The following is a 24,364-nucleotide window of genomic DNA, read 5'->3' on the forward strand; positions in this document are numbered from 1 at the left end:
GTTTGGGTGAAAAAAGAGTTATCTATGTAATTAATTTGAGTACTTTAAGAAAGAGGGCTTTTTCCTAAAGTATTCAAAGGATGATAGTCCAATAGTAGGTGGGAGATGAAACTCGTTTTAGCACTGTATTAACACCTTAAAATGTAGATAGGGGAAAATAATGTAAAAAAACTATTGTATGTATAAAAACCTTATGTTACAAGGGAGTTACGAAAGGTAACTTATATTACAGTTTGTTTTCTTTTGTTTTTCGGTATGTTACGAATTGTGGTTCGTATCCAATCAACCAAGAATATGTAAAGCTGAAAAAATAGCAAACTAAAAATAGTTTTTCTATGTGTATAAGAGTGTGTGTAGTAAAGAGCCTGGTGAGAACTTTACGCACATGATTAAAATTCCTTTCTGTCTTAAAAGAAGAAAACCAACTACCAACTATTTAGGAGTTTTAAGTAATGATAGTAAATGAAATGTACTTCCTTTCCCACACACAAAGTACATCTTTATTTTCAGTCTAATTACTACACAGACCTTTATACATATGAAGTTATTGTTTTAGGAACATATAGGGGGAGAAAGAATGAAGAAGTTATTAACGGTAATTGGAATTACATTTTTAATGTTAGCTGGATGTAGTAATGGAGATTTTGAAAAAGAAATGGATGCAGGGAAGACCGCGTTAACGAATAAAGAATATAAAAATGCCTTATCATCATTTGAAAAAGCGCTAGATGAGAAACAAGACGATTCAGATGTAATGGTGCTTGTAGAACAAACGAAAATAATGATTGAAGCAGTGAAGTTAAAAGAAGAAACAAAGGTAGAAGAATCAATCAAGTCATTTGAAAAAGTAGAGAACATGAAGGATGGGAATAATACACTTATAAAGCAGGCAAAGGAAGAACGAACAGCATTACTAGCTGTATTAGAACAAAAAAAGAAGTATAGTGAGCAATTGGCGAAAAGTGAAGAGTTAATAAGTAAGAAAAATTATGCAGAAGCGAAAGAGATAGTAAATAAGCTAGTTGCAGAAACAAAAGATAATAAGAATCTTGAAGAATATAATAAAAAAGCGGTAGGATTAGTTACTAAAATGAATGAAGAGGAAAAAACTGCAAAGAGTGAAGCGGCAGCGAAGGCACAAAAAACAAATGTAGTAACGAATCAAAAAGTAGCAACAGAAAAGACTCAAAAAACTGAGGCAGAAAAGAACCAAAAAGTAGAGACAGGAAAGAATCAAAATGCATTTACTTTTGAGAAAGCGAAAGAATATATTAAAAATGAATATAAAGAAGAATATGATTACACGCTAGAGAATACGCAAGTAGAGAATGGAAAGAAGTATTATCAAATTAGAGTGCGTACGACATATAAAATAGAAGGCGCAGCTGGAGCAGGATTTACTGGCGTATTCAAAGTATTCGAAGATGGTACAATTATTGAAATGCAATAAATCGATGAAAAAGGTATCCTCAAAGTATGTGAGGGTACCTTTTTTAGCATAAAAAAAGGCATCTAGCAAAAGTACTAGATGCAAATAAAAACACAAGGGAAGACAAATTTCTTCCCGTTTCCCGTATGTAATTATATCAAAAAATATATAAAAAACTAGCTTTATTTTTTATATATTTGATGTGTAAAGCTATGAAACGATAAGATTACACTGTTTTCATAGTGTTTTATTAAAAAAGGAGCTGTGTATATGATTAATTTTAAACCAGAAAATTTGAACCAATTATTAAAAGTGATGTTAATTAGTGCGAATAAGTCTTATGATGCGATTAAAGATTATGAATTTACAGGAGAAGCAGTAGTATTCCGTGTAGACTTCGGATATATTGACGTTTCTTTAATGATTGTAGATATGTTAGGAAGATCAGCTTCTAAATTTACCATCTTGCCATATGTCCGTCCGAATACGAATGAAATAGATTACATTCAGTTTCAAGTGTATTCAATTAATGAAGGGAATTTTAAAGAAATGATGGATACGATATAAAAACTATAATTTTACAAATATGTATATACCAACTAATATATAATTAATAAATTCATATAATTGGAGTGATGAAATGCAACCGTTAGAAAGGGAGATTCATTCTAATATGCTGAAAGTGTGGCGAATCCACGCTTTAATTGGGGCGGCAGTTATACTAGCAGTCGTAATTGCATATTTCTTTTTTATGATCAATTTTAATTGGTGGGGCTGGTTGTTTGGCTTGCTAGTAACAGGAGCTATTACATTTATCCCGCTTGATTATTTTGTGTTTCCAAATTTACGTCAACGTTATTATAGTTACAGATTAAATGAAGAAGAGATTGAGATTCAAAAGGGAATGTTCGTTGTAAAACGCGTACTTATTCCGATGATGCGTGTGCAGCACGTAACGATTGAACAGGGCCCAATTATGAGAAAGTATAATTTAGCAGAATTACATATTTCAACAGCGGCAACTTCTCATAGTATTCCAGGCTTAACAAAGGAAGAAGCAGAGCAGCTGAAAAGACAAATTGGAGAACTTGCGAAAGTGAGTGATGAGGATGCATAAGAGGCAACATCCGATTACGATTTTATTCGGGATTCGAATTGCGGGTTTATTGCCTTTTATTTTTCTTGTTCTATTTCAATCAGATGGCCAAGTAAAACCTTGGTATGTCTTTCATCTTGTTCTTTTGGCCATATTATTTATTATGGCAATTTTCTCAGCGATAAAATGGTATTTCAAAGTGTACTGGGTTGAAAATAATATTGTACATATAAAGCATGGTGTGTTCGTTAAGAAGGAAAGCTACTTAAATAAAGAACGTGTGCAAAATATTAGTACGTCTTCTAACATCATTTATCAAGTGCTCGGACTGACGAAATTAAATATAGAAGTAGCGGGCGGCGGTAGTGAGCCAGAAGTGATGTTAGCTGGTATTAAAGAAGATGAAGCGAAGGAACTGATTGCTTTATTAAATAAAAAAAGAAGCGCTGCGAGTGAAGAAGTACCCATGCCAGAAGAAAGTAAGACGATTTATCAGTTAACGATGAAAGAGATTTTAGCAGCTTCCATTACGTCTGGTAGATTCGGATTAGTTTTTTCAGGATTACTTCTTATTTACACAGAGTTTAATCAATTTCTTCCAGAATGGCTCATAAATAAAGTGGAAGCGTATGTGATGGATAACGATGTATATCAATTAATCGTTATGGCCGCGATTTTAATGGCGGTTTCGTGGGTCGTTTCGACAGCTGGCTATGCGTTAAAATATGCAAACTTTAAAATAGAGCGAAACGGAAATGAAGTTCGCATCGTGCAAGGGTTATTTGATAAGAAAGAGTTTGTTTTAAAATTACATCGCATTCAAGCAATTACGGTGAAAGAAGGAATTCTCCGCGAGCCTTTCGGTTATTGCTCTGTCGAAGTAGAAGTTATTCAAAGTATAGAAGCAGCTGGAAATGAAGTGATGTTACATCCTTTTATGAAAAAGAAAGATGTCCAGCAGTTACTTACATATTTGCAGTTACCGTATGAAATGGAAGAGGAAATCGTTCATTTACCGAAGGCTGCATTACGTCGTTACGTCATAATGGGCTGGATTACAAGTGCTATGCTCGCACTGCCAATCATCGGTGCGAGTATATATTTCAAACAAAATAATGCGTTATTCACGCTAATACCACTATTTATCGCATTTACGTTACTTGCATACGCTCGGTATAAAAGTGGCGGATATTTGATACGAGACAATCAATTAGTCATGGTATACCGCGGCCTTGCCAAATATACAGGAATCATACGAAAAAGGCATGTTCAAGCAGTAGGGTACAATCAATCGTATTTTCAAAAGAAAGACGAGTTATGTACAGCTGCCGTATCAGTAGCGGGGCATAGATATAAAGTGAAGCATATGCGAAAAGAAGACGCGCTTCGCATATATAATTGGTATAAAGAAAAAGGAAACACCGGTGCGTAATGGTGTTTCCTTTTTTTGTGTTGTGGTTTGTCGATAAGTCGATATATTTCAAAAATTGCTGATATATTTCGAGTTGCGCCGATATATTCGAAAAATCGTCGATATAATTTCATGTACCGCAACCTTGGAGAAACGATAGTACAAAACCCCTTAAACTAGCACATCAAAAGTAGTCACAAATGATGGACGAGAGAAAATACTTTTCTGCTGTTCCGCATGTGGATGCGCCTGAGCCTGAGCTTGTCCTTCTGCTTGTGCAGGGCGTTTTTTATGAGCGTTTTCGAATGAACGTGATTCTGTCCAGTCTTTAAAGTTTTGCTCCGTTTCCCACATCGTTAAGATGACATATGTATCGTTACTTAATGGGCGTAGAACGCGGATCACTTGGAATCCTGGTTCGTTTTCGATAAGGCCTGCGCGGTTTTTGAATCGATTTTCAAATACTGGGCGACCTTCGTCTGTGACAGAAATGTTGTTACAAACGATGTAGCCAGGTTGTCCTTTAAATTCACCAACAGCGTCTAGTACGTCATACTGAAGAGAACCTTCTACAGATTCTTCTGTATTTTCTTTATAAAACATATCTTTTTCATTATTTTTTGCAGTGAAATGTGCTTGTTCTAGAGGTGTTTCGTATGAAATAATAGCCTTCATTTTAATGCCCCCTTTAATTGTTTGTTTCTATTATATCAACTCTCGTAAAAAACTTCGAAGATTATATACATAAAGATACTTCTTTTTCAAATAATAAATGTACCATCATTTGGAAAGAAGGCCGATGTATGAAGAAAGTAAAGTGGACTTTATTAGGTGGGTTAGCAACGCTCGTATTAGCGATTGTATTTTATAAACTTATTGTGTTAGCTGGTGGCTATATGACGGATGAAAAGCAACTCGTTTTTCACTCTTCATCACGTATCGTTGACCAGAAAGGGAAAGAAATTACGAAATTATACGTAGAAAATAGAGATCTCGTACCAATCGAGCAAATTCCAAAATACGTGCAGCAGTCGTTTATTGCGGTGGAAGATTCTCGTTTTTATGAGCATCAAGGAATTGATTACCCGTCTATATTCCGGGCTCTTTATAAAGATACGTTAGCTGGAGAAAAGGTCGAAGGTGGTAGTACGATTACACAGCAACTCGCTAAAAACGTTTTTTTAACTCGTGAAAAAACAGTTACGCGTAAATTGAAGGAAGTCGCAATTTCCCTTCAATTAGAGCAAAAATATACGAAGCAACAAATTCTTGAAATGTATATGAATCATATTTATTTTGGCCATGGGGCATACGGTATTCAAGCAGCAGCAAAGTTGTATTTTAATAAAAGTGTAGAAGATTTAACAGTAGAAGAAGGAGCAATGCTTGCAGGTCTTCCGAAGTCGCCAAACGGATATTCACCGTATTTCTCTCCAGAAAAGAGTAAGGAGCGCCGTGATCTCGTATTGTCACTGATGCATAAACAAGGCTATTTGACTGCCGAAGAGAGCGTACGTTATCAAGGAAAGACCATTGCTCTTTACAAAAACTTAGATGAGAATGAACTCGCATATATGCCGTATATTGATATGGTTATAGATGAAGCAGCACGTTTATACGGGTTATCTCATCAAGAAGTACTCCGAGGAGGATATACGTTTGTCGTTCCGATGGATGAAAAGATTCAAAAGGTAGCGTATAACCAGTTTCAAGATGCGAGGAATTTCCCTGGTAAAGAAGAGGGGGCGCAAGGTGCTTTTTTATTAATGGATAATCGTACGGGCGGAATTAAAGCAGCGATTGGGGGAAGAAAGTATGTCCCGAGAGGCTTTAATCGTGTTTTTGCAAAAAGACAGCCGGGATCTGTGCTAAAACCACTTATTGTCTATGGACCAGCACTCGAAACGAAAAAATATAATCCGTATTCTTTATTAAAGAATGAAAAAACTTCTTTTGAAGGTTATGAACCTCGAAATTACAATCGTCAATATACGAAAGAAATGACGATGTATGATGCGATTTTAGAGTCAGCAAATGTACCGGCAGTTTCTTTATTAAATGAGCTAGGGGTAGAAGAAGGAAAGCAATATTTAGAGAAAGGCAATGTTCCTATTGCCGATGCTGGTTTAAGTACAGCGCTTGGCGGATTGAAAAATGGTGTTTCAACATTTGACCTTGTGAAAATGTATCGTGCATTTTTAGCAAATGGCGCTATTATTGAGCCGCACGTTATAGAAAAGGTGTTAAATAGACACGGCGCAGTCATTGGAGAATCGCCAAAAGTAGAAACGAAAATTTTCTCGAAACAAACGGCATGGTATATGACGAAAATGTTAGAAGGGGTTGTGAAGGAAGGGACAGCGAAAGCAGGCATATATAGCGGTGCATTAGCTGGGAAAACAGGTACAACTTCCTTACCAAATGACGATAATGGAGCTAGAGATATGTGGTTCGTTGGCTATACGCCAAATTTAGTAGGTGCTGTTTGGATTGGTTATGACCGTACGGATAAAGAGCATCAGTTGCAAGGAGAAAGTGCGTCAGCAACGAAATTGTTTAAGAAAATTTTAACGAAGGCAAATGTAGAACAGAAAGAGCAGTTTATGAAACCAGAAGGTGTGGAAACAATCGGTACTCCGATTCGTTTGCGCAAGATTGAAGATGTGAAAGTGAAATTAGCGTTTAGCCCTTTCGGTTTATTTAAAGCAAAATTAAGCTGGACACCACTTCCAGATGAAAGAATTATGTATCGCATTTATAGAGTGGAAAATGGAGTCCATACGCATGTAGGCACTGTAAATGGTGCCGGGGAATATGAGGAAAAGTTCGTTAACATCTTTTCAAAACCGAGTTTTTACGTTGTACCATATAACACACAAACGAATCGCGAAGGAGAAAAGTCAAAAGTAGCTAAACCATAGTTTTTCTCTGTGCTATAATAAGAATGTTGTGAAAATAGTAAGCGGTTTTACGAATGTTTGTGTCAATTTCATGAACAACGTACATAATGTTATGCATTTTGTTTTTACAAGCTGTATAGTAAAAAAAGATAAATATCGGAATAGAACGTATTTAGAGCAAAAGCATTGGCAAGGAAGGGAGCAAGGGTCTTGGTAAGAACTATAAATGAGACATTTTTAAAAGCATGTAGGGGGGAACGTACTGATTATGTACCAGCATGGTATATGCGTCAAGCAGGTCGTTCGCAGCCGGAATATAGAAAGATAAAAGAAAAGTATTCTTTATTTGAAATTACACATAATCCAGAGTTATGTGCTTACGTTACAAAGTTGCCAGTTGATCAATATAACGTAGACGCAGCAATTCTGTATAAAGATATTATGTCACCACTACCTGCAATTGGTGTGGATGTAGAAATTAAATCAGGTATTGGCCCAGTTATTGATAATCCAATTCGTTCTTTACAAGACGTAGAAAAACTAGGGGAAATCAATCCAGAAGATGACGTACCGTACATATTAGATACGATTCGTTTATTAACGACAGAAATGCTAGACGTACCGTTAATCGGTTTTTCAGGGGCTCCATTTACACTAGCGAGCTATATGATTGAAGGCGGTCCATCTCGTAATTATCATAATACGAAAGCGTTCATGTATGCAGAGCCGAAAGCTTGGTTCGCTTTAATGGATAAGCTAGCAGATATGGTTATTACATATTTAAAAGCGCAAATTAATGCAGGAGCAAAAGCAGTTCAAATTTTCGATTCTTGGGTTGGAACAGTAAATGTAGCAGATTACCGCGTATTTATTAAACCAGCAATGGAGCGTATTTTTGCAGAAGTTCGCCCGATGGGTGTACCGATGATTATGCACGGCGTAGGAGCTGCACACTTAGTAAATGAATGGCACGACTTACCGCTTGATGTAGTAGGCTTAGATTGGCGCTTACCGATCGAAGAGGCACGCGCACGCGGCGTTCATAAGGCGGTACAAGGAAATATGGACCCTTCATTCTTACTTGCGCCATGGTCTGTTATTGAAGAACATGTAAAAGGTATTTTAGATCAAGGGATGAAAGAGCCTGGTTATATCTTTAACTTAGGACACGGTGTATTCCCAGAAGTAAATCCAGATACATTAAAACGTTTAACTACATTTATTCATGAATACTCTAAAGGGCAGTTAGCGAAGTAAAGGAGAATTGTTGTATGAAAAAGAAAATTGGTTTGCTTGTAATGGCATACGGAACGCCATATAAAGAAGAAGATATTGAACGTTACTATACACATATTCGCAGAGGAAGAAAGCCAAGTCCTGAAATGCTAGAAGATTTAACAGAGCGTTACCGTGCAATTGGTGGCATTTCTCCTTTAGCTACTATTACATTAGAGCAAGCTAAAAAGTTAGAACAGCGTTTAAATGAAGTACAAGATGAAGTAGAGTACCATATGTATCTTGGCTTAAAACATATCGAACCGTTCATTGAAGATGCAGTGAAAGATATGCATAACGACGGTATACAAGATACAATAGCACTTGTTCTTGCGCCGCACTATTCTACATTTAGCGTGAAATCGTATGTAGGACGAGCACAAGAAGAAGCTGAGAAACTTGGAAACTTAACAATTCACGGCATTGATAGCTGGTATAAAGAACCGAAATTCATCCAGTACTGGGTTGATGCAGTGAAAGGTATATATAACGGTATGTCAGAAGCAGAGCGTGAAAAAGCAGTATTAATCGTATCTGCACATAGCTTACCAGAAAAAATTATTGCACTTGGCGATCCATATCCAGACCAATTAAATGAAACAGCTGACTATATTGCAAGAGGTGCTGAAGTAGCAAACTATGCAGTAGGTTGGCAAAGTGCAGGAAACACGCCAGATCCTTGGATTGGTCCAGATGTACAAGATTTAACGAGAGAACTAAACGAAAAGTATGGATACAGTTCATTCGTATACGCACCAGTTGGATTTGTTGCGGAACATTTAGAAGTTTTATATGACAATGACTTTGAGTGTAAAGTTGTGACAGATGAAATTGGCGCAAAATATTATCGTCCAGAAATGCCAAATGCATCGGACGCATTTATTGATTGCTTAACAGATGTTGTATTAAAGAAAAAAGAATCTGTATTGTAAAAAGAAAGGGGGAGCATGCTTGAGGAAAAAAGTTGTAATCATCGGCGGTGGCATCACAGGATTAACAACAATGTATAACTTACAAAAAGATATTCATGACAAGAACTTGCCGATCGATACATTACTGATAGAAGCATCGGGTAAACTTGGCGGGAAAATTCAAACCGTTCGAAAAGATGGATTTACAATTGAACGCGGACCGGATTCTTTCTTAGCACGAAAAGAAAGTGCAGCTAGATTAGCGAAAGAATTAGGTCTTGGCGATGAACTTGTAAATAATAAGGCCGGTCAATCATTTATCCTCGTAAACAATCGGTTACATAAAATGCCGAGCGGATCGATGATGGGAATTCCAACGCAAATTACGCCGTTTCTATTTTCCGGGCTGTTCTCCCCAATTGGTAAGCTAAGAGCTGGTTTTGATCTGTTAATGCCGAGATCAAAGCCAGTATCTGACCAATCACTCGGGCAGTTTTTCAGACATCGCCTCGGCAATGAAGTGGTTGAGAATTTAATCGAACCATTACTATCGGGTATTTATGCAGGGGATATTGATGAAATGAGCTTAATGTCAACATTTCCGCAAATGTATCAAATTGAGCAGAAGCATCGCAGTATTTCACTCGGTATGCGTACACTTGCTCCGAAAAAAGAGACATCTGAACCGAAAAAAGGAATCTTCCAAACAGTGAAAACAGGTTTAGAATCTATTGTAGAATCTCTCGAAGTGAAGATGCATGAAGGTACGATAATAAAGGGAACCCGCATTGAAAAAATTGCAAAACTTGGTGATGCTTATACGATTGCTCTTAGTAACGGAAAAGAAATAGAAGCGGACGCGGTCGTAGTGGCAAGCTCACATAAAGTATTGCCATCTATGTTTGCGCAGTACAAGCAGTTTCGTTTCTTCCGCAACATTCCGTCCACATCAGTTGCGAATGTGGCAATGGCTTTCCCGAAATCAGCCATTCAGCGCGATATTGATGGTACAGGATTTGTCGTATCTCGAAATAGCGACTACACAATTACAGCATGTACGTGGACACATAAAAAATGGCCACATACAACGCCAGAAGGAAAAATGCTACTTCGTTGTTACGTTGGACGCCCTGGTGATGAAGCAGTTGTAGAACAAACAGAAGAGGAACTCGTTCAGCTTGTACTAGAAGATTTACGAAAGACGATGGATATTACAGAGGATCCAGAATTTACAGTCGTAAGTCGCTGGAAAGAAGCGATGCCCCAATATACAGTAGGCCATAACGAGCGAATGAAGAAACTCACAACATTTATGGAGAAAGAGTTGCCAGGTATATACTTGGCAGGTAGTTCTTACGCTGGTTCTGGTCTTCCGGACTGTATTGATCAAGGTGAGAAAGCCGCAAAGCGTGTACTCTCTCATTTGGAGAAAGTAATGGATACCGAATTAATTGCACAATAAAGTGAAACGCCTTCAATCACATTGAAGGCGTTTTGTTACTTATTCACCAATAAACATATATAAGTTATTTGGCTTTATAACGGCATCTCCTGCATAAATAACCCACTCTGTTAAGTTTTCAAACTCTAAATGATAACTATTTCCTTCACTCATATCTTCTATAAAATATGGTTCATTAATGAGTATTCCTTGAATGAAATCTTCCGCGATTTCTTGCATTTCAAACCACATATGTTCACTTTTTCCTTCTTCGTAGGAGACACCAAACTTAGCGAGGAAACGAAAATCTTCATTCGATTGTTCAATGTGAAAAATGTTGCTGAAATATCCGAAAGTATTCTTCGCATTGTAAGCCATACGATCGGTTTCACTATTTGTTTTATAGAACATGAGCCCTGTAGCTTCCTCGTGTTCTTGGAAAAAGCTTTCAATATATTCTTCTGAAGTATTACATTTGAATAAGAAAACGGATGGAGATTGATGGTATTCATCTCGGTCATCCATACCGCCTAAGAATGTGTTTTGCGAATCTATTGGTTGTAGTTTCACTTCTTCATCCTCGATTGAAGATAATTGATCCATGCTCGTTTTATGCCCAATATAAGATAATCCCTTTTCCCATGGAACAGCTACTGTATGTATAGAACCTTGCTGACTATGCGCGATAACGATAGGCTCATTCATAGGGACTTGTCCATTCTCAATGGCATTATTAGCAAATGTTTGAAAAAGATCGCCAATGCCGTAGTAGGAAGAGATGCGATTTGGAATAATTAATTCTATTTCTGTTACGCCTGCTCTTAAAAGGCCATGTGTATGAAACCAATATTGCGTAGGCGCACCTTCTTTATCGTCTTCATAAACAGAATGAATAACGTACAAGTCAGGAATGTCAGGTAATAATTCATTTTCAACGTGATATTCAATATAGCTTCTAGATATCACTTTCATTGCTGCACTTGAATCGATTACAAATAACAAGTCTGGAGCGAGGTTCCATAAAAACTGTAACTGCTGGAAAAAGCAGTCCAGCACATCGCCTACAAATAGCGTACGAGTGAAAATTTCAGTTCCATAAGCAGCATCTTCAAAATTACGATCTACGAGTGTAGAATCTTGTCTATTGTACATTTTATATTCTTCTGGGTCATTCGCCTCATCAATATGCAGTTCATACGGTGTAATTTTTTCATCCATATGTAACTCAACAATAATGCTTGTCTCATCACTATAAACAATTTTCAATTCGTCAACTTTAGTAGCGATTGTTTCTAGCCGCTGTTTTAACTGCTCAATTGTAATTTTAGTTGGTATAACGGCAATCATATCTGAAAAATGACGTTCTAATGTTCCATTCATAGCTGCGCGGTATGTTTCTGTTTGCACTTCCATCCAATCACTCCTATTCAAATGAATCCATTTTACATGCCAATGAAATTTCGATATTTTCTGTTTTCTCTCTCTAACATTATAGAGTGCATTCGTAGAAGGTGTAAAATTATTATTTTGTATTATAGTTTGAAAGCTTGTAAATTAAATAAATTTTTTGTAAAACTTGTCGAAATATAGTTCTATATAACGAATCATTTGATATGATAGAAATGCTGAGAAAATATGAAATAGGGAGAGGAAAACGACTGTGAAGAAATTGTTAAGTGTCTTTTTATCATTCATACTATTGCTTTCATTTACTGGAACTTTAGTACAAGCAGAAGAAAATACTTCTATGTCAGTAGAAAAAGCAATTCAAGTATTTAAGCAGCAAGGGAAAACGAAGGGGACAGTGGAAGGATACATCGTTGGATATACGCAAAGTCCTTCTAAATACACGAAAGATCCTGCTAAGTTTGATGATACAAACGTAGCAATTGCGGATTCGCCAAATGAAACGAATCCAGACAAAATCATGCCTGTTCAGTTGCCAAAAGGCGATGTGAGAGCGGCAGTAAACGTGAAAGATCATCCAGAAAATATCGGGAAGAAAGTTAGTTTAACAGGAACGCTTGAATTATATTTTAGTAGCCCAGGTTTAAAATCGGTAACAGCTCATAAGTTTCAAGGGGAAGGACAAAACCGTGTTAGCGATGTAGTAGCTTCGCCTGGTAGCGGAGAAGTTGCGAAGGGAACAGCGGTAACATTAACAACGAATACAGAAGGAGCAACAATCTACTATACGTTAGATGGCTCTAACCCTACAAATAAGAGTGTTCGTTATAACGGACAAATTGTAGTGAATGAAAATAGTGTGATTAAAGCAATTGCAGAGAAAGAAGGGCTTACTTCTTCAGCCATTTCAACATTTTCATTTATTATCGTAAATAATGAACCAGTTCGTATTCATGATATTCAAGGGAAATCACATATTTCTTCCTACAAAGGAAAGAAAGTATACAATGTGGAAGGCGTTGTAACAGCGCTTGATAAAAATGGTTTTTATATAGAAGATAATCAGCCGGATAATGATCCAGCTACTTCAGAAGGTATGTACGTATACAAAAAAGATGCGAATGTAGCAGTAGGAGATCTTATTCAAGTTGATGGAGAAGTAGAAGAATATGTTGGGCCTGGATATGCAGAAAGGTTTGACACAGATTTAACGACGACGGAAATTAAGGCGAGCCGCGTTGCTGTAATTGCAAAAGATCAACCTTTACCAGCGCCGATTGTACTTGGAGAAAACGGTGTAAAAATCCCTGATCAAATCATCGATAATGATGCATTCGGTTTATTTGATCCAAATGAAGATGCAATCGATTTTTATGAAAGTGTAGAAGGTATGCGTGTCACGATGCCAACGCCAAAAATTATTGCACCTCAGAAAAACGGGAATTTATATGTAACAGTAGAAAATGGTGGAGATAAAGTCGTAACGAAATATGGCACACCTGTATTAGATGAAAATCAATTAAATCCAGAGCGTCTTTCTGTAAAGGTCCCTCGTGATTATGTAGCAAAAGTAGGAGATACTTTCACTGGAGATATAACAGGGGTAGTCGGATATGATTACGGTTCGTTCCGCATTTCGCCAATAACGGAATTACCATCAGTAGTGGACGGTGGATTTAAGCAAGTAGGGGCAAATATTCAGCCTCGTCTTGATAAGTTAACAGTTGCTACATATAACATTGAAAACTTCTCGGCGAATAAAAAAGAAACAACAGATGAAAAAGTAAAAGCGTTAGCGTATTCTATTAAATACAATTTAAAAATGCCAGATATTATCGGTGTAGAGGAAATGCAAGATAATAACGGAACGATTAATGACGGTACAACAGATGCTTCATTAAGCGCAAAACGTATCATTGATGCAGTTTTAGAAATTCGTGGACCAAAGTATGAGTATGTAGAAATTGCTCCGAACAATAATCTAGACGGAGGAGCACCAGGAGCGAATATTCGCGTCGGTTTCTTCTACAATCCATCACGCGTGAAATTAGCAGCAGTACCGAAGTTACTTGATAAAAATGTCGTTCGCATTGGAGACGAAAATCAATTATTTGAAAGTACACGTAAACCGCTTGCGGCAGAATTTACGTTCCAAGGACAAAACGTTGTTGTCGTTGCAAATCACTTAAACTCAAAAATAGGGGATGCAACGCCATTTGGAAAAGTGCAGCCGCTCGTATTAAAGAGTGAAGAAAAACGAATTCAGTTAGCGCAAGAAGTAAATCAATTTGTACAAGGAATTCAGAAAAAGAACACAAATGCACCAGTTGTTGTGTTAGGAGATATGAACGATTTTGAGTTTGCTAAACCACTAAAAGCACTAGAAGGAACAAACTTAAAGAATATGTTAAACACAGTGCCGAAAGAGAACCGCTACACGTACATTCATGAAGGAAATGCACAAGTGTTAGATCATATTTTAGTAACAAACAACATCGCACCATACACAATTGTAGATCCAGTACACTTAAACTCAAACATTATGAAAGAACATGGACGTGTAAGTGATCACGACCCAGTACTTGCTCAAATCGATTTGAAGAAAGCTTCTTAAATGAGGGGAACGCTTAGGCAACTAAGCGTTCTTTTTTGTTTTTGTAGCGTCATAGAATGGTACGAGATGATTCCTTTTTTTATAATCTGGTGATAAAATTAATTGAATATTTAGTCTTCAGGAGGAGGGCAACGATGCCAGCACAAATAAATGGGAAGCTAATGAATCAGTTAGCGATTTTTTTTAGTACAATCGTCATGCTCCAATTTGTGGCTGATGTAACAGGACTTACTCAAAATTTAGACATTACGTATAACTTAATACATACAGCAGTTTCTTATATAACATTTAGTTTGGCAGTGATTTTTACTTTAATAGGTGCAAGAAGAGAATTAAGTAAATATGCAATTATTTTATTATGTTCAGTTGTAGGTATTAAAGCGATTTATTTTGCGACGGTCGTTATTTTATGGGGATTGGCAGGTACGCCGTAAAGGGGAGGATGATTATATGAGTAATGAGAATAAGAGCGTAATTCTCTAAGATAACTTAGAGAATTACGCTCTTATTCATTCAATTATTTAGTCTGAAATTGCTTGAAATGCTTTTCTACACCGATCTCTTTTTTGCAGTCTTCTTTTATATTTTTTTCTATCCCGCCTTACTCCTTGTATATACATAAGAGAGCTAACGAAAAAGAAGAAAGTACATTGCAACATTAAAATATATGGTGACATGCCTTGCAATGGTTGTTTCGGATCATATAAATGAAAAGGTGCTCCCCCAATTGAAGGAAATATTGTATTTAGCAGGACATACGGAATGGAGGCGGCTGCGAATGGAAAGAGAATTGCCATATAGTCCTTTTGTGACCATACAGATGCAGCAAGTCCTAAAAGAGCCATTAAACCCGCAAATAAAAAATTAATTCCGATATATACAGTAATGTAAGCGAGAGGCGCATCAAAATATAGGTTTGCGAACATTCCATCAGCATTTATGATGCCTGAACCAATCGTAGGTGTTCCGTCTGGAATGGTTAATTTGCAAAATAATAACGATAAGATGAATGGAAGCGTATAAAGAAATCCTCCGCAAAAAAACGTAACGATATATTTCATTACTGAATAAGGGAATAAAGAAATCCCCTTACTCACAAACGGTTTAAAACCATCTGACTTATCCGAATTGTAACTTGTACTAAAGGGAAAACTCGCAATAACTGGCATTAATAATAAATAAACATCCATTTCATTGTCGCGAAATCCGATCCATTTTATATCTGTTGAAATAGGTCCACTCGCAGCGTCTCCTAAATAACGAAGTACATAATAATAGTGATAAATGCAAATAAGAACGAATCCACTAAGCATCATAATTAAAGAAATACGACTACAAAAAGCTTGCTTTATATTTAAACGAAGCGCACGCATCATGACTGAAAAAGCCTCCACTATTTTGATAAACTTGTCTATTTTCTATATTACTATTAAATGTAAGGATTTTCTTGTTTTTTTATTTGATTATTTGAAAAAGAGGAATTTTGTTGTTGTGAAGTAAGGTTTAACTGAAATTAAATTTTTCTAAAATATGGTTGACAATTAAGTATTACATTTGTAATCTTAGTTATAGATTACAAATGTAATACGAGGGAGTGATATATACTATGACAAATCAATTACCTAAAATATCTGAAGCAGAATTAGAAATTATGAAAGTACTTTGGTCGAAATCTCCACAAACAGCGAATGAAATTATAGAAGAACTAGAAAATGCAATGGATTGGAAACCGAAAACAATTCGTACGTTAATTAATCGGTTAGTACAAAAGGAAGCTGTTTCTTACCATCAAGATAAAGGGCGCATGTATGCTTATTATCCGTTAGTATCACAGGATAATTATTTGCAAGTTGAAACGAAATCTTTGCTAAAGCGTTTTTGCGGCGCAGCGTTTAAGCCATTACTTGTTAATTTCTTAAAAGAGGAAAAATTGTCTTCAGAAGATATTAATGAACTGAAACGTATTTTAGATGAGAAGACTGAGGAGAATAAGAGGAAGGATAGATAATGATGAAAGACATGATTATAAATGTATACCTTCCTCATTTTTTTGATTGGCTTATAGAAACGTCACTTATGGCCAGTATATTAGTGGGTTTTATTTTATGTATAAAAATTTTATTTAGAAATAAATTAACGCCCCGGTGGCAATATATGCTGTGGATCGTACTAATGATAAGACTTCTTTTACCATGGTCACCAGATAGCTCTTATAGTATTTATTCATTACTTTCTTATAGTTCTAGTGTGTCGGAAGTTATTCAGAAAAATACACCTTCACCTGAGAATACAGTGAATGACGAGATGCAACATACAGTGGAATTAGAATCAAATTCTAAAACTGTGATAAAGAATAGTGAACCTGAAGTAAACGTGAGTTCGGAACAACAGACTACATTGTCTTTATACAAAGTTGCTCTATATGTTTGGTTAGCTGGGGTAATCATATTAGTAGTTATGACGTTTATTACAAATAGACGGTTATATTCGTACATAAAGAAACAACCGGATATTACGGATGAACAGGTCGTTACAGTTTTTAATCGCTGTAAGCAGTCTATGAAAATAAAGAAGGCAGTTTCATTACGTTTAGCAGGAAAGATTGCGAGCCCAACTGTTTTTAGTTTCTTTCGCCCGAAAGTATTACTATCAAAAAAACATATGAAAGTATTAAATGAGCAACAATTACAATATGTCTTTTATCATGAGTTAGCTCATATTAAGAGAAACGATGTAGCGGTAAATTGGATTATGTATAGTTTGCTGCTATTAAATTGGTTCAATCCGATTCTTTGGTACGCCTATTTCTGTATGCGAGAAGATCAAGAATTAGCCTGTGATGCATATGCACTTACTTTTATAGATAAAGAGGAGCAAATTGCATATGGTCATACAATTATTACCCTTTTAGAACACTATTCCTATCAAGCACCAAGCCTAGCAAATTTAAGTAGAAATAAACGAACATTAAAAAGGAGAATCGTTATGATTAAAAAGTTCCAAAAGAAATCGTATCGTCTTTCTTTACTTGGAGTTATTGTCATAGTTGCTATAGCATCCCTCTCTTTATTCAATGCACGTGCAACGGAAGGAAAAGAAAAACAAAAAGATCAGGTAGAGCACTCAAAGGATGCTTTCCAAAATGCTGTAGATATGCTGTATGGTACAGAAGAAAATGCGAAAAAAGAATATCATTATTCAGCAAGAGTGTATGAACAAAAGACAGATTATATATATTTAGCTGAAAAGGCTTTAACAAAAGATGAATTCCAGCAGTACATAAAATTATCTAAAGAAATTATTAATATACAGAAAAAAGGGGCTCCGAGAGATTCTGACTACGAGTCAACATTTTTTAGAGAAGAGCGTTTATCAAAAGCCGATCGTGACAAATTATATGCACTTTATGATCAAGCAAAACCATTTGATGACAAAGTGCATGAATCTTTAAATTATACGGTGAAGGAAGCGCAGGAACATGTTGATTTTCAAATTAAGAAGCCGACGTATACAATTGAAGGATACAATCTGAAGGATGAAAAGGTATATTATTTTATTAAGAGAAGACCTGAATTAATTATTGAATTAGAATATACGAACGGAAAAGGAAATTATATAATTTCGCAATCACAAGTTTTTGGGGAAAGTAAAGATCCGTTCCATGCTTTGTTTGGTGTAGAAGAAAACATTGAGCAGTACGAATTAGACGGTAATCAAATATTCTATGCGACTGATAACTCGGATAGTAATTTACAAGGTATGAAGATGATTGTTCCAGCAAAAGGGAAAAATAGTGCATACCAAATCGTTATTATTAATCATAGTTTAGAGCGTCAAGGAGAAGCAGTATTTGATAAAAATGTAAGTAAGGAAGAGTTAGAGAAGATTATGCTTTCTATGTTGAAATAAAAAAAGGTGTTCTTGAGATGTATATCTTAAGAATGCCTTTTCCTTTTCTCTTTTCTTCTGATAAACTATGGACAGTATGATACACACTGACTGGAAATTTTTATACTGGAAATAATAAAAAAGAGAACTTGTATAGAATGTAAGCGTGTGGTAATATCAAAGATGTACTGATTGACTATATTATCCAATTGGTCATTTTTGGAGGTGAAGATGTGGCGATAGATCGAAAACGTTCTATTATTGATGCTGCAACAAAGTCTTTTTCAGCGTTCGGTTATAAAGCAACAACGATGGATCAAGTAGCGAAGTTAGCGAATGTAGGAAAAGGAACGATTTATACTTTTTTCAAAAATAAAGAAGAGCTATTTGGTGAAATTATTTCTAATTTAATTACAGAAATGAAGCAAGTTGCAGAGAATGCAATTCGTTCAGATGTTTCATTTTTTGAAAATGTACATAGAGCATTATATAGCATATTAGAATTCAGAAAAGAACATCAGCTCATGATTAAGTTAATTCAAGAAGAGCGTGATATGGGAACGAAAGAAGTACAAGAAGTGATGCAACAAGTAGATGTGGAAATCGTTTCTGTCATTCAATCGTATTTAAAGATTGCGATTGAAAAAGGTGAGATTGGCAAATGTGATCCAGAAATTACAGCATTTATTATGCTTCGCTTATACGTATCGCTTATTTTTGATTGGGAAAAAAATCATGAACCGCTAGAAAAAGAAAAAATCGCAGAATTATTTGAACTTTATTTATTAAAAGGATTGTCAAACTAAGATAATCCTTTTATTATTATAAAAAGTGACCACTTGAACGATTTGGTCATGTATTTAATTTAAGGAGGGAAAATAGAAATAGTAATTTCATATTGAGTAAAAGTTGCATAGTATAAATTCGGGGATAAGGCATATGTATGAATAGGTATAGCCTTTTTATTTGGGAGAAAATGACCAAATGAACAATTTGGTCATTTAGAAAAGGGGGAGAAATGATGAAATGGAATCAGTTGCTTCGTAAAGAGTTTACTGAAATTATAAAAAGTAAAAAAATATTAATTCCAATTATCGCGGTATTATTCGTACCAATTTTATATGCAGGTATGTTTTTATGGGCCTTTTGGGATCCGTATAAACAGTTAGATGATTTACCAGTTGCGGTAGTCAATTTAGATAAAGGTGCAGTATTTGATGGGAAACCAATTGAGGTCGGAAAAGGGCTCGTTGATAACTTAAAAGATAATACAAGTTTCAAATGGGAATTTGTAAGTGAAAAAGAAGCGAAAAAAGGAATGGAAGGTAGAAAGTACTACATGTTAGTACGCATTCCAGATAACTTCTCAAGTAATGCTACAACGTTATTAAAAGATGATCCAAAACCATTAAACTTAGAATACATTCCAAACGAAAGCTTAAACTTCTTATCTTCACAAATTGGCGGAACAGCAATTGAAAAAATTAAAGGTGAAGTATCAAGTACGTTAACGAAAACATATGCAGAGAAAATGTTTGATTCCATTCAAGACGTCTCAAAAGGATTAGCAGATGGGGCGGAAGGAGCAAATAAACTACACGACGGATCAAGTGAACTGCATGATGGTTCAAGTAAAGTGACGGATGGCCTTCATACACTTCAAGGGAAGTCTGGAGAGATGAAGGATGGAGTTGGGAAACTATTTGATGGATCTGGGAAAGTGACAGCAGGTTTAAATACGTTAAACGACAAAACAGGTGAGATGCAAATAGGAATTGGAAAATTAGTAGATGGATCAGGCAAAGTAACAGATGGTTTACATGTATTAAATAGCAATGCAGGTATCGGAAAATTAGTAGATGGATCAGGCAAAGTAACAGATGGTTTACATGTATTAAATAGCAATGCAGGTATAGGGAAACTAGTAGATGGATCAGGCAAAGTAACAGATGGTTTACATGCATTAAATAGCAATGCAGGTATCGGGAAATTAGTAGATGGCTCCGGAAAGGTGACAGACGGTTTAAATACGTTAAATAGTAAAACAGGTGAGATGCAAACAGGTATCGGGAAATTAGTAGATGGGTCAGGCAAAGTAACAGACGGTTTAAATACGCTGAATAGCAAAACGGGTGAAATGCAAAAAGGAATTGGCGAATTACGTGATGGATCTGAGAAAGTGACCGGTGGTTTGAACAAATTAGTAAGTAAATCCGGTGAATTAGAAAAAGGAACAACAGATCTATCAAATGGTATGGGAAAACTTGCTGAAGGGCAAAGTCAATTAGAAAAAGGGTCTCAAGAAATCCAAAAGGGCTTGCAAGATTTAAATAGTAACGTACAAAAGTCTGCTGCAGGTTTAGAGGAAATGCAGTCGAAATTTCCTTCTATATTGAATACAGTAAATGAGAAAATAGATGGAGCTGGAGAGAATGTAAATCAGTTACATGAACTTACGCAATCAACAGCAGGAGATGCAAAAAATGCAGCGCAAGATGTAGCGAATTTACAAAAGCAAATTGAAAGTTTACCAAAAGAATATCAAGAGCAGTTACAACCATTCGTAACAAGTGCTGTAAAAAGTACAGCGACAGTTCAGCAAAAAGCTGCCGGAGTAGCAGGCGGAACAAATAAATTAAATGAGGAAGTAAAACAATTAAAGGGTGAAATACATCAAACAACAAATGGGTTGCAAAACAAATTACCAAATCCAGCAGGGGTGAAAACGCTAGCGGGTGGTATTGCGAAACTAACGAACGCACAAAATGAATTTGTTAGTAATTTTCATGGATTTGGTGAGGGATTAGATAATGCAAAAATAGGTGCCGATAAATTAAAAGATGGATCAGTTCAATTAATTGATGGAGTAACGAAATTACAAAGCGGATCTGGAAAAGTGACAGCTGGATTAGATCAATTATCTGCAGAAGCAAATCAAATGGCAGGTGGAATAAATCAATTAGCAGATGGATCTGGTCAAGTAACAGGCGGTTTAGGAACATTATCTGAAAGAGCAAACCAAATGGCAGGTGGAATAAATCAATTAGCGGATGGATCAAGCCAAGTAACAGGCGGTTTAGGAACAGTATCTGTAGGAGTATCCAAATTAGCAGATGGATCAAGCCAAGTAACAGGCGGTTTAGGAACAGTATCTGTAGGCGTAACGAAATTAGCAGACGGGTCAAACCAAGTAACAGGCGGCTTAGGTACATTATCTGTAGGTGTAACGAAATTAGCAGACGGGTCAAACCAAGTAACAGGCGGCTTAGGTACATTATCTGCAGGAGCAGGCCAAATGACAGGAGGAATAACGCAATTAGCAAATGGCTCTGGTCAAGTAACAACAGGACTAAGTACATTATCAACAGGCTCAACCCAGCTAATCGACGGCGTAAATAAACTAGCAGACGGCTCTGGAAAAGTGACAGATGGCCTCGTAAAAGTAAACGATGGTTCAGGTGAACTTGCTGAGAAACTTGGCGAAGGAGCAGAGAAAACTGGTGAAGTGAAAGGGACGGATAAAACGTATGATATGTTTGCAAGTCCTGTAAAAGTGAAGACGGAGAAAATGGCGGAAGTTCCTAACTACGGAACTGGGTTTACACCGTACTTCTTATCACTCGGTTTATTTGTTGGGGCATTACTATTATCTATTGTTTATCCATTACGTGATACAGTTGGCGTTCCGAAATCAGGATTTAGTTGGTTTATTAGTAAGTTCGGCGTACTACTATCAGTCGGTATTATTCAAGCGATTGTAGCAGATGTTATATTGCTATTCGGATTAGGTGTAGAAGTCCAAAGTATTCCGTATTTCATACTCTTTAGCATCGTTACAAGTTTAGCGTTTATCGCATTAATTCAATGTTTAGTAACAGCATTTGGTGATGCAGGGCGTTTCATCGCCATCATCACATTAATTATTCAGCTTACAACAAGTGCTGGAACATTCCCGCTAGAATTGATTCCGAAGTTTTTACAACCATTCAATGCTTGGTTACCGATGACATACTCTGTATCAGGATTGAAAGCGGTCGTATCAAGTGGAGACTTTGATTTCATGTGGCAAAACGTAGGAATACTCATGATCTTTATCGTTGTATTATCACTTGGAACAATCGCATCCTTAACTTGGATGCACAAACGACAGTTTAGAAATATTGCGGAAAACCAATCGGTTGAAGCGTAGAAAAAAGCACCTTTTCGGTGCTTTTTTTATTTTAATGGAGGGGTCTTTTCTGTAGTTTATATAAACCTTTTTACAAGATATAGAGACGAAAGAAAAGGATTTACAACAATTTACAGAGAAACATAGGGTAGAGGAGCTGATATGATGAGAGGAAATCTTACTTATTATTTCATCGTAAATCCGCTAATCATCTTTCTGGTTTACGCCCTTTCACCTATCTTGTTTCACAAAGAAAAATATATAAATATGAAAGATGCACTAGGAATACTTTTAGTTTACTATGTGCTAATTAGCGGGTATTACCTTATGGATGTTATAAGTGAAAGAATGAAGAAAAACGGTAAAGACAAATAAAAAGTTTTAGTACATAAAAACAGATGGAGGATAACAAAATGACCGAAAGTAAAATGAAATTCAGGGATACGACGATTCGTAACTTTTTCGATAAAGAGGACCGCCTAAAATCGATTCCAGGTCAAAAGAAGAAAAAACTAGTATTGTTAGAGCATTTAGTTAGCAAGTTAAATACTGAAAATCAATATACAGAAACAGAAATTAATACATTTATAAAACAATATCATGATGATTTTTGTACAATTAGACGCGAGTTTATTGTGCATGGGTTTATGGATCGAGAGGATAATATGTACCGTATAAACGGGAGAGAAGTGTGGACGAAGTGGGAGGAGTTAAAATAATGAATCAGCGGGGAAATCCCCACTGATTACGAGTTTAAGCTAGTTGTGCATTTTTTTTTAGTAAGTCTAAGAACTCTTCAATATTTAAACTTGTAATGTATCCCAACGTTATATATTCATCTTCATAGTAAAATATTATTTTTTTATCAAAGATTCTTTTCTTCGTTTCTATAGATACAATTTTTTTATACTCGAATTCGGCAATGAATGTATTTTTAGACTTTCCATAAAAGAGAAGCCTTCTATTAGTAGCCAGTAGCATGCCTGGATGCGGAACTTTATGCGTAATCATATAGCCAGTAAGTGAACAATTTAAAGTAGATATAATAACTTCGTCTTTATGTAATAGTTGTTTTGCAGCTGTTAAAATTGGATTCATTGTATACATTCCTTTTATTTTTATATATGAATATTGTATCAAGAGTAAAAAAATTCTCAATATGTAATATTGCATATTGAACGTTTTATAGTTGTAATATTATTTTTAAAAAGAAAAAGTACGAGGTGATTCAATGATACGGTTAGCAAAAGAGGTTGATGCAGAATCAATTATAGATATTAGAAAAGAAATTATATTATCGGAAACTACTACAAAGTTTTTCATAGTATCTCCAAAGAAATTACCAAATGATATGAATGCAGAAAGAGAAAAGATACGGAAAAGTAATGAAAAAGGTAATCTTTACATAGTTTATGAAGTAGATAAAAAAGTGGTTGGCTTTTTAATTTTCAATCGATATGAACTAGAACGCTTACGACATGCAGGTACAATGGGAATGGGGATTAGGGAGGCGTACTGTAATCAAGGCATTGGTACGAAACTAATTGAATTTCTTATTAGTTGGGCTAAAGAGCAGAAGGGTTTAGAGAAAATTTGTTTAGGCGTAGTTTCTGTTAATGATAGAGCGATTAAGGTGTACAAACGTATGGGATTTGTAGAAGAAGGAAGACAAAGAAAACAAATTAAATATGAAGATGGATCGTATGGAGATGACGTATTGATGGGTTTTTATATAGATTAAAATTTGATTTTATAAAGGACGTATTAATAAGCTGATGTATATACGTAATGTTATGTACATCTTTTTTTATGCCTACTGTAAAC

21 protein-coding genes are annotated in these 24,364 nt (G+C 35.8%); 17 read left to right on the forward strand and 4 right to left on the reverse strand.

The window, feature by feature from the left end; all coding sequences use genetic code 11:
- The first annotated feature begins 577 nt into the window (after positions 1 to 577).
- The 4 genes from MKX31_RS03680 (at position 578) to MKX31_RS03695 (ending at position 3,957) form a co-directional block, all read left to right on the forward strand.
- Positions 578 to 1,450: a hypothetical protein gene (locus MKX31_RS03680; protein ID WP_098111602.1), complete on the forward strand. Its 873-nt coding sequence runs from the start codon at positions 578 to 580 to the stop codon at positions 1,448 to 1,450.
- Between the two features lie 249 nt (positions 1,451 to 1,699).
- Entirely contained in the window at positions 1,700 to 1,996 is a 297-nt protein-coding gene (locus tag MKX31_RS03685; RefSeq protein WP_103655563.1) for a protoporphyrinogen oxidase, read from the forward strand.
- Positions 1,997 to 2,069: 73 nt separating this feature from the next.
- On the forward strand, positions 2,070 to 2,546 hold the full coding sequence (locus MKX31_RS03690) for a PH domain-containing protein (RefSeq protein ID WP_098573187.1): 477 nt from the start codon (positions 2,070 to 2,072) through the stop codon (positions 2,544 to 2,546).
- Complete coding sequence (locus tag MKX31_RS03695) at positions 2,539 to 3,957, forward strand: PH domain-containing protein (RefSeq protein ID WP_340980021.1); 1,419 nt, start codon at positions 2,539 to 2,541, stop codon at positions 3,955 to 3,957. Before MKX31_RS03690 ends, MKX31_RS03695 begins: the two co-directional genes overlap by 8 nt.
- 150 nt (positions 3,958 to 4,107) lie before the next feature.
- Here the strand turns inward: MKX31_RS03695 and hmoB are convergent, their stop codons facing one another.
- Positions 4,108 to 4,611: a heme-degrading monooxygenase HmoB gene (gene hmoB, locus MKX31_RS03700; protein WP_088047876.1), complete on the reverse strand. Its 504-nt coding sequence runs from the start codon at positions 4,609 to 4,611 to the stop codon at positions 4,108 to 4,110.
- 128 nt (positions 4,612 to 4,739) lie between these two features.
- On the opposite strand from hmoB, the gene MKX31_RS03705 reads away from it, so the two are divergent.
- The 4 genes from MKX31_RS03705 to hemY all read left to right on the forward strand — a co-directional run bounded on the left by MKX31_RS03705 (position 4,740) and on the right by hemY (position 10,484).
- A complete protein-coding gene (locus MKX31_RS03705) occupies positions 4,740 to 6,857 on the forward strand; it encodes a transglycosylase domain-containing protein (RefSeq protein ID WP_340980024.1) in 2,118 nt (705 codons plus the stop codon).
- Between the two features lie 189 nt (positions 6,858 to 7,046).
- Positions 7,047 to 8,093: a uroporphyrinogen decarboxylase gene (gene hemE / locus MKX31_RS03710; RefSeq protein ID WP_000252608.1), complete on the forward strand. Its 1,047-nt coding sequence runs from the start codon at positions 7,047 to 7,049 to the stop codon at positions 8,091 to 8,093.
- Between the two features lie 14 nt (positions 8,094 to 8,107).
- Positions 8,108 to 9,043: a ferrochelatase gene (gene hemH, locus MKX31_RS03715; RefSeq protein ID WP_064469230.1), complete on the forward strand. Its 936-nt coding sequence runs from the start codon at positions 8,108 to 8,110 to the stop codon at positions 9,041 to 9,043.
- 19 nt (positions 9,044 to 9,062) lie between these two features.
- Positions 9,063 to 10,484 (forward strand): protoporphyrinogen oxidase, encoded by a 1,422-nt coding sequence (gene hemY / locus MKX31_RS03720; protein WP_222655101.1) that lies wholly within the window; start codon positions 9,063 to 9,065, stop codon positions 10,482 to 10,484.
- 39 nt (positions 10,485 to 10,523) lie between these two features.
- Here the strand turns inward: hemY and MKX31_RS03725 are convergent, their stop codons facing one another.
- Positions 10,524 to 11,876, reverse strand: a complete 1,353-nt coding sequence (locus MKX31_RS03725) for a DUF4026 domain-containing protein (RefSeq protein WP_340980028.1) — start codon at positions 11,874 to 11,876, stop codon at positions 10,524 to 10,526.
- Positions 11,877 to 12,123: 247 nt separating this feature from the next.
- Here MKX31_RS03725 and MKX31_RS03730 point away from each other — a divergent pair, with 247 nt between their 5' ends.
- Together MKX31_RS03730 and MKX31_RS03735 are read left to right on the forward strand one after the other, a co-directional pair.
- Positions 12,124 to 14,484 carry a DUF6359 domain-containing protein gene (locus MKX31_RS03730; protein WP_340980029.1) on the forward strand — a complete coding sequence of 787 codons (2,361 nt, stop codon included), beginning with the start codon at positions 12,124 to 12,126 and terminating at the stop codon, positions 14,482 to 14,484.
- Between the two features lie 134 nt (positions 14,485 to 14,618).
- Positions 14,619 to 14,918 (forward strand): hypothetical protein, encoded by a 300-nt coding sequence (locus MKX31_RS03735; RefSeq protein WP_340980031.1) that lies wholly within the window; start codon positions 14,619 to 14,621, stop codon positions 14,916 to 14,918.
- Positions 14,919 to 15,005: 87 nt separating this feature from the next.
- Here MKX31_RS03735 and MKX31_RS03740 read toward each other — a convergent pair whose 3' ends face one another.
- Positions 15,006 to 15,860, reverse strand: coding sequence for a hypothetical protein (locus tag MKX31_RS03740; protein WP_064476878.1), 855 nt, complete (start codon positions 15,858 to 15,860; stop codon positions 15,006 to 15,008).
- Between the two features lie 230 nt (positions 15,861 to 16,090).
- On the opposite strand from MKX31_RS03740, the gene MKX31_RS03745 reads away from it, so the two are divergent.
- The 6 genes from MKX31_RS03745 (at position 16,091) to MKX31_RS03770 (ending at position 23,259) form a co-directional block, all read left to right on the forward strand.
- Positions 16,091 to 16,492 carry a BlaI/MecI/CopY family transcriptional regulator gene (locus MKX31_RS03745; protein WP_088047870.1) on the forward strand — a complete coding sequence of 134 codons (402 nt, stop codon included), beginning with the start codon at positions 16,091 to 16,093 and terminating at the stop codon, positions 16,490 to 16,492.
- A gap of 2 nt (positions 16,493 to 16,494) precedes the next feature.
- Positions 16,495 to 18,393: a M56 family metallopeptidase gene (locus MKX31_RS03750; RefSeq protein ID WP_242290335.1), complete on the forward strand. Its 1,899-nt coding sequence runs from the start codon at positions 16,495 to 16,497 to the stop codon at positions 18,391 to 18,393.
- Between the two features lie 212 nt (positions 18,394 to 18,605).
- Positions 18,606 to 19,178 carry a TetR/AcrR family transcriptional regulator gene (locus MKX31_RS03755; RefSeq protein ID WP_098275586.1) on the forward strand — a complete coding sequence of 191 codons (573 nt, stop codon included), beginning with the start codon at positions 18,606 to 18,608 and terminating at the stop codon, positions 19,176 to 19,178.
- A 215-nt stretch (positions 19,179 to 19,393) separates the two neighbouring features.
- On the forward strand, positions 19,394 to 22,561 hold the full coding sequence (locus MKX31_RS03760) for a YhgE/Pip family protein (protein ID WP_340980034.1): 3,168 nt from the start codon (positions 19,394 to 19,396) through the stop codon (positions 22,559 to 22,561).
- A 141-nt stretch (positions 22,562 to 22,702) separates the two neighbouring features.
- A complete protein-coding gene (locus MKX31_RS03765; protein ID WP_002096814.1) occupies positions 22,703 to 22,915 on the forward strand; it encodes a hypothetical protein in 213 nt (70 codons plus the stop codon).
- Positions 22,916 to 22,953: 38 nt separating this feature from the next.
- Entirely contained in the window at positions 22,954 to 23,259 is a 306-nt protein-coding gene (locus MKX31_RS03770) for a DUF2087 domain-containing protein (RefSeq protein ID WP_064476873.1), read from the forward strand.
- Positions 23,260 to 23,293: 34 nt separating this feature from the next.
- Here MKX31_RS03770 and MKX31_RS03775 read toward each other — a convergent pair whose 3' ends face one another.
- Positions 23,294 to 23,647 carry a PH domain-containing protein gene (locus MKX31_RS03775; RefSeq protein WP_141669148.1) on the reverse strand — a complete coding sequence of 118 codons (354 nt, stop codon included), beginning with the start codon at positions 23,645 to 23,647 and terminating at the stop codon, positions 23,294 to 23,296.
- A gap of 124 nt (positions 23,648 to 23,771) precedes the next feature.
- On the opposite strand from MKX31_RS03775, the gene MKX31_RS03780 reads away from it, so the two are divergent.
- Positions 23,772 to 24,281, forward strand: coding sequence for a GNAT family N-acetyltransferase (locus MKX31_RS03780; protein ID WP_064476871.1), 510 nt, complete (start codon positions 23,772 to 23,774; stop codon positions 24,279 to 24,281).
- The last annotated feature ends 83 nt before the right edge of the window (positions 24,282 to 24,364 follow it).

The sequence above is a fragment of the Bacillus sp. FSL M8-0063 genome, from assembly GCF_038005545.1.
Classification (GTDB): Bacteria; Bacillota; Bacilli; order Bacillales; family Bacillaceae_G; genus Bacillus_A; species Bacillus_A wiedmannii.

What these genes read in the sequence shown, in the direction of transcription:
- hemH (WP_064469230.1), top strand. Translation starts at nt 8,108, where the DNA reads ATGAAAAAGAAAATTGGTTTGCTTGTAATGGCATACGGAACGCCATAT.
- MKX31_RS03745 (WP_088047870.1), top strand. Translation starts at nt 16,091, where the DNA reads ATGACAAATCAATTACCTAAAATATCTGAAGCAGAATTAGAAATTATG.
- MKX31_RS03680 (WP_098111602.1), top strand. Translation starts at nt 578, where the DNA reads ATGAAGAAGTTATTAACGGTAATTGGAATTACATTTTTAATGTTAGCT.
- MKX31_RS03690 (WP_098573187.1), top strand. Translation starts at nt 2,070, where the DNA reads ATGCAACCGTTAGAAAGGGAGATTCATTCTAATATGCTGAAAGTGTGG.
- MKX31_RS03705 (WP_340980024.1), top strand. Translation starts at nt 4,740, where the DNA reads ATGAAGAAAGTAAAGTGGACTTTATTAGGTGGGTTAGCAACGCTCGTA.
- MKX31_RS03725 (WP_340980028.1), bottom strand. Translation starts at nt 11,876, where the DNA reads ATGGAAGTGCAAACAGAAACATACCGCGCAGCTATGAATGGAACATTA.
- MKX31_RS03695 (WP_340980021.1), top strand. Translation starts at nt 2,539, where the DNA reads ATGCATAAGAGGCAACATCCGATTACGATTTTATTCGGGATTCGAATT.
- hmoB (WP_088047876.1), bottom strand. Translation starts at nt 4,611, where the DNA reads ATGAAGGCTATTATTTCATACGAAACACCTCTAGAACAAGCACATTTC.
- MKX31_RS03765 (WP_002096814.1), top strand. Translation starts at nt 22,703, where the DNA reads ATGATGAGAGGAAATCTTACTTATTATTTCATCGTAAATCCGCTAATC.
- MKX31_RS03685 (WP_103655563.1), top strand. Translation starts at nt 1,700, where the DNA reads ATGATTAATTTTAAACCAGAAAATTTGAACCAATTATTAAAAGTGATG.
- MKX31_RS03740 (WP_064476878.1), bottom strand. Translation starts at nt 15,860, where the DNA reads ATGATGCGTGCGCTTCGTTTAAATATAAAGCAAGCTTTTTGTAGTCGT.
- MKX31_RS03770 (WP_064476873.1), top strand. Translation starts at nt 22,954, where the DNA reads ATGACCGAAAGTAAAATGAAATTCAGGGATACGACGATTCGTAACTTT.
- MKX31_RS03735 (WP_340980031.1), top strand. Translation starts at nt 14,619, where the DNA reads ATGCCAGCACAAATAAATGGGAAGCTAATGAATCAGTTAGCGATTTTT.
- MKX31_RS03760 (WP_340980034.1), top strand. Translation starts at nt 19,394, where the DNA reads ATGAAATGGAATCAGTTGCTTCGTAAAGAGTTTACTGAAATTATAAAA.
- MKX31_RS03775 (WP_141669148.1), bottom strand. Translation starts at nt 23,647, where the DNA reads ATGTATACAATGAATCCAATTTTAACAGCTGCAAAACAACTATTACAT.
- MKX31_RS03780 (WP_064476871.1), top strand. Translation starts at nt 23,772, where the DNA reads ATGATACGGTTAGCAAAAGAGGTTGATGCAGAATCAATTATAGATATT.
- MKX31_RS03750 (WP_242290335.1), top strand. Translation starts at nt 16,495, where the DNA reads ATGAAAGACATGATTATAAATGTATACCTTCCTCATTTTTTTGATTGG.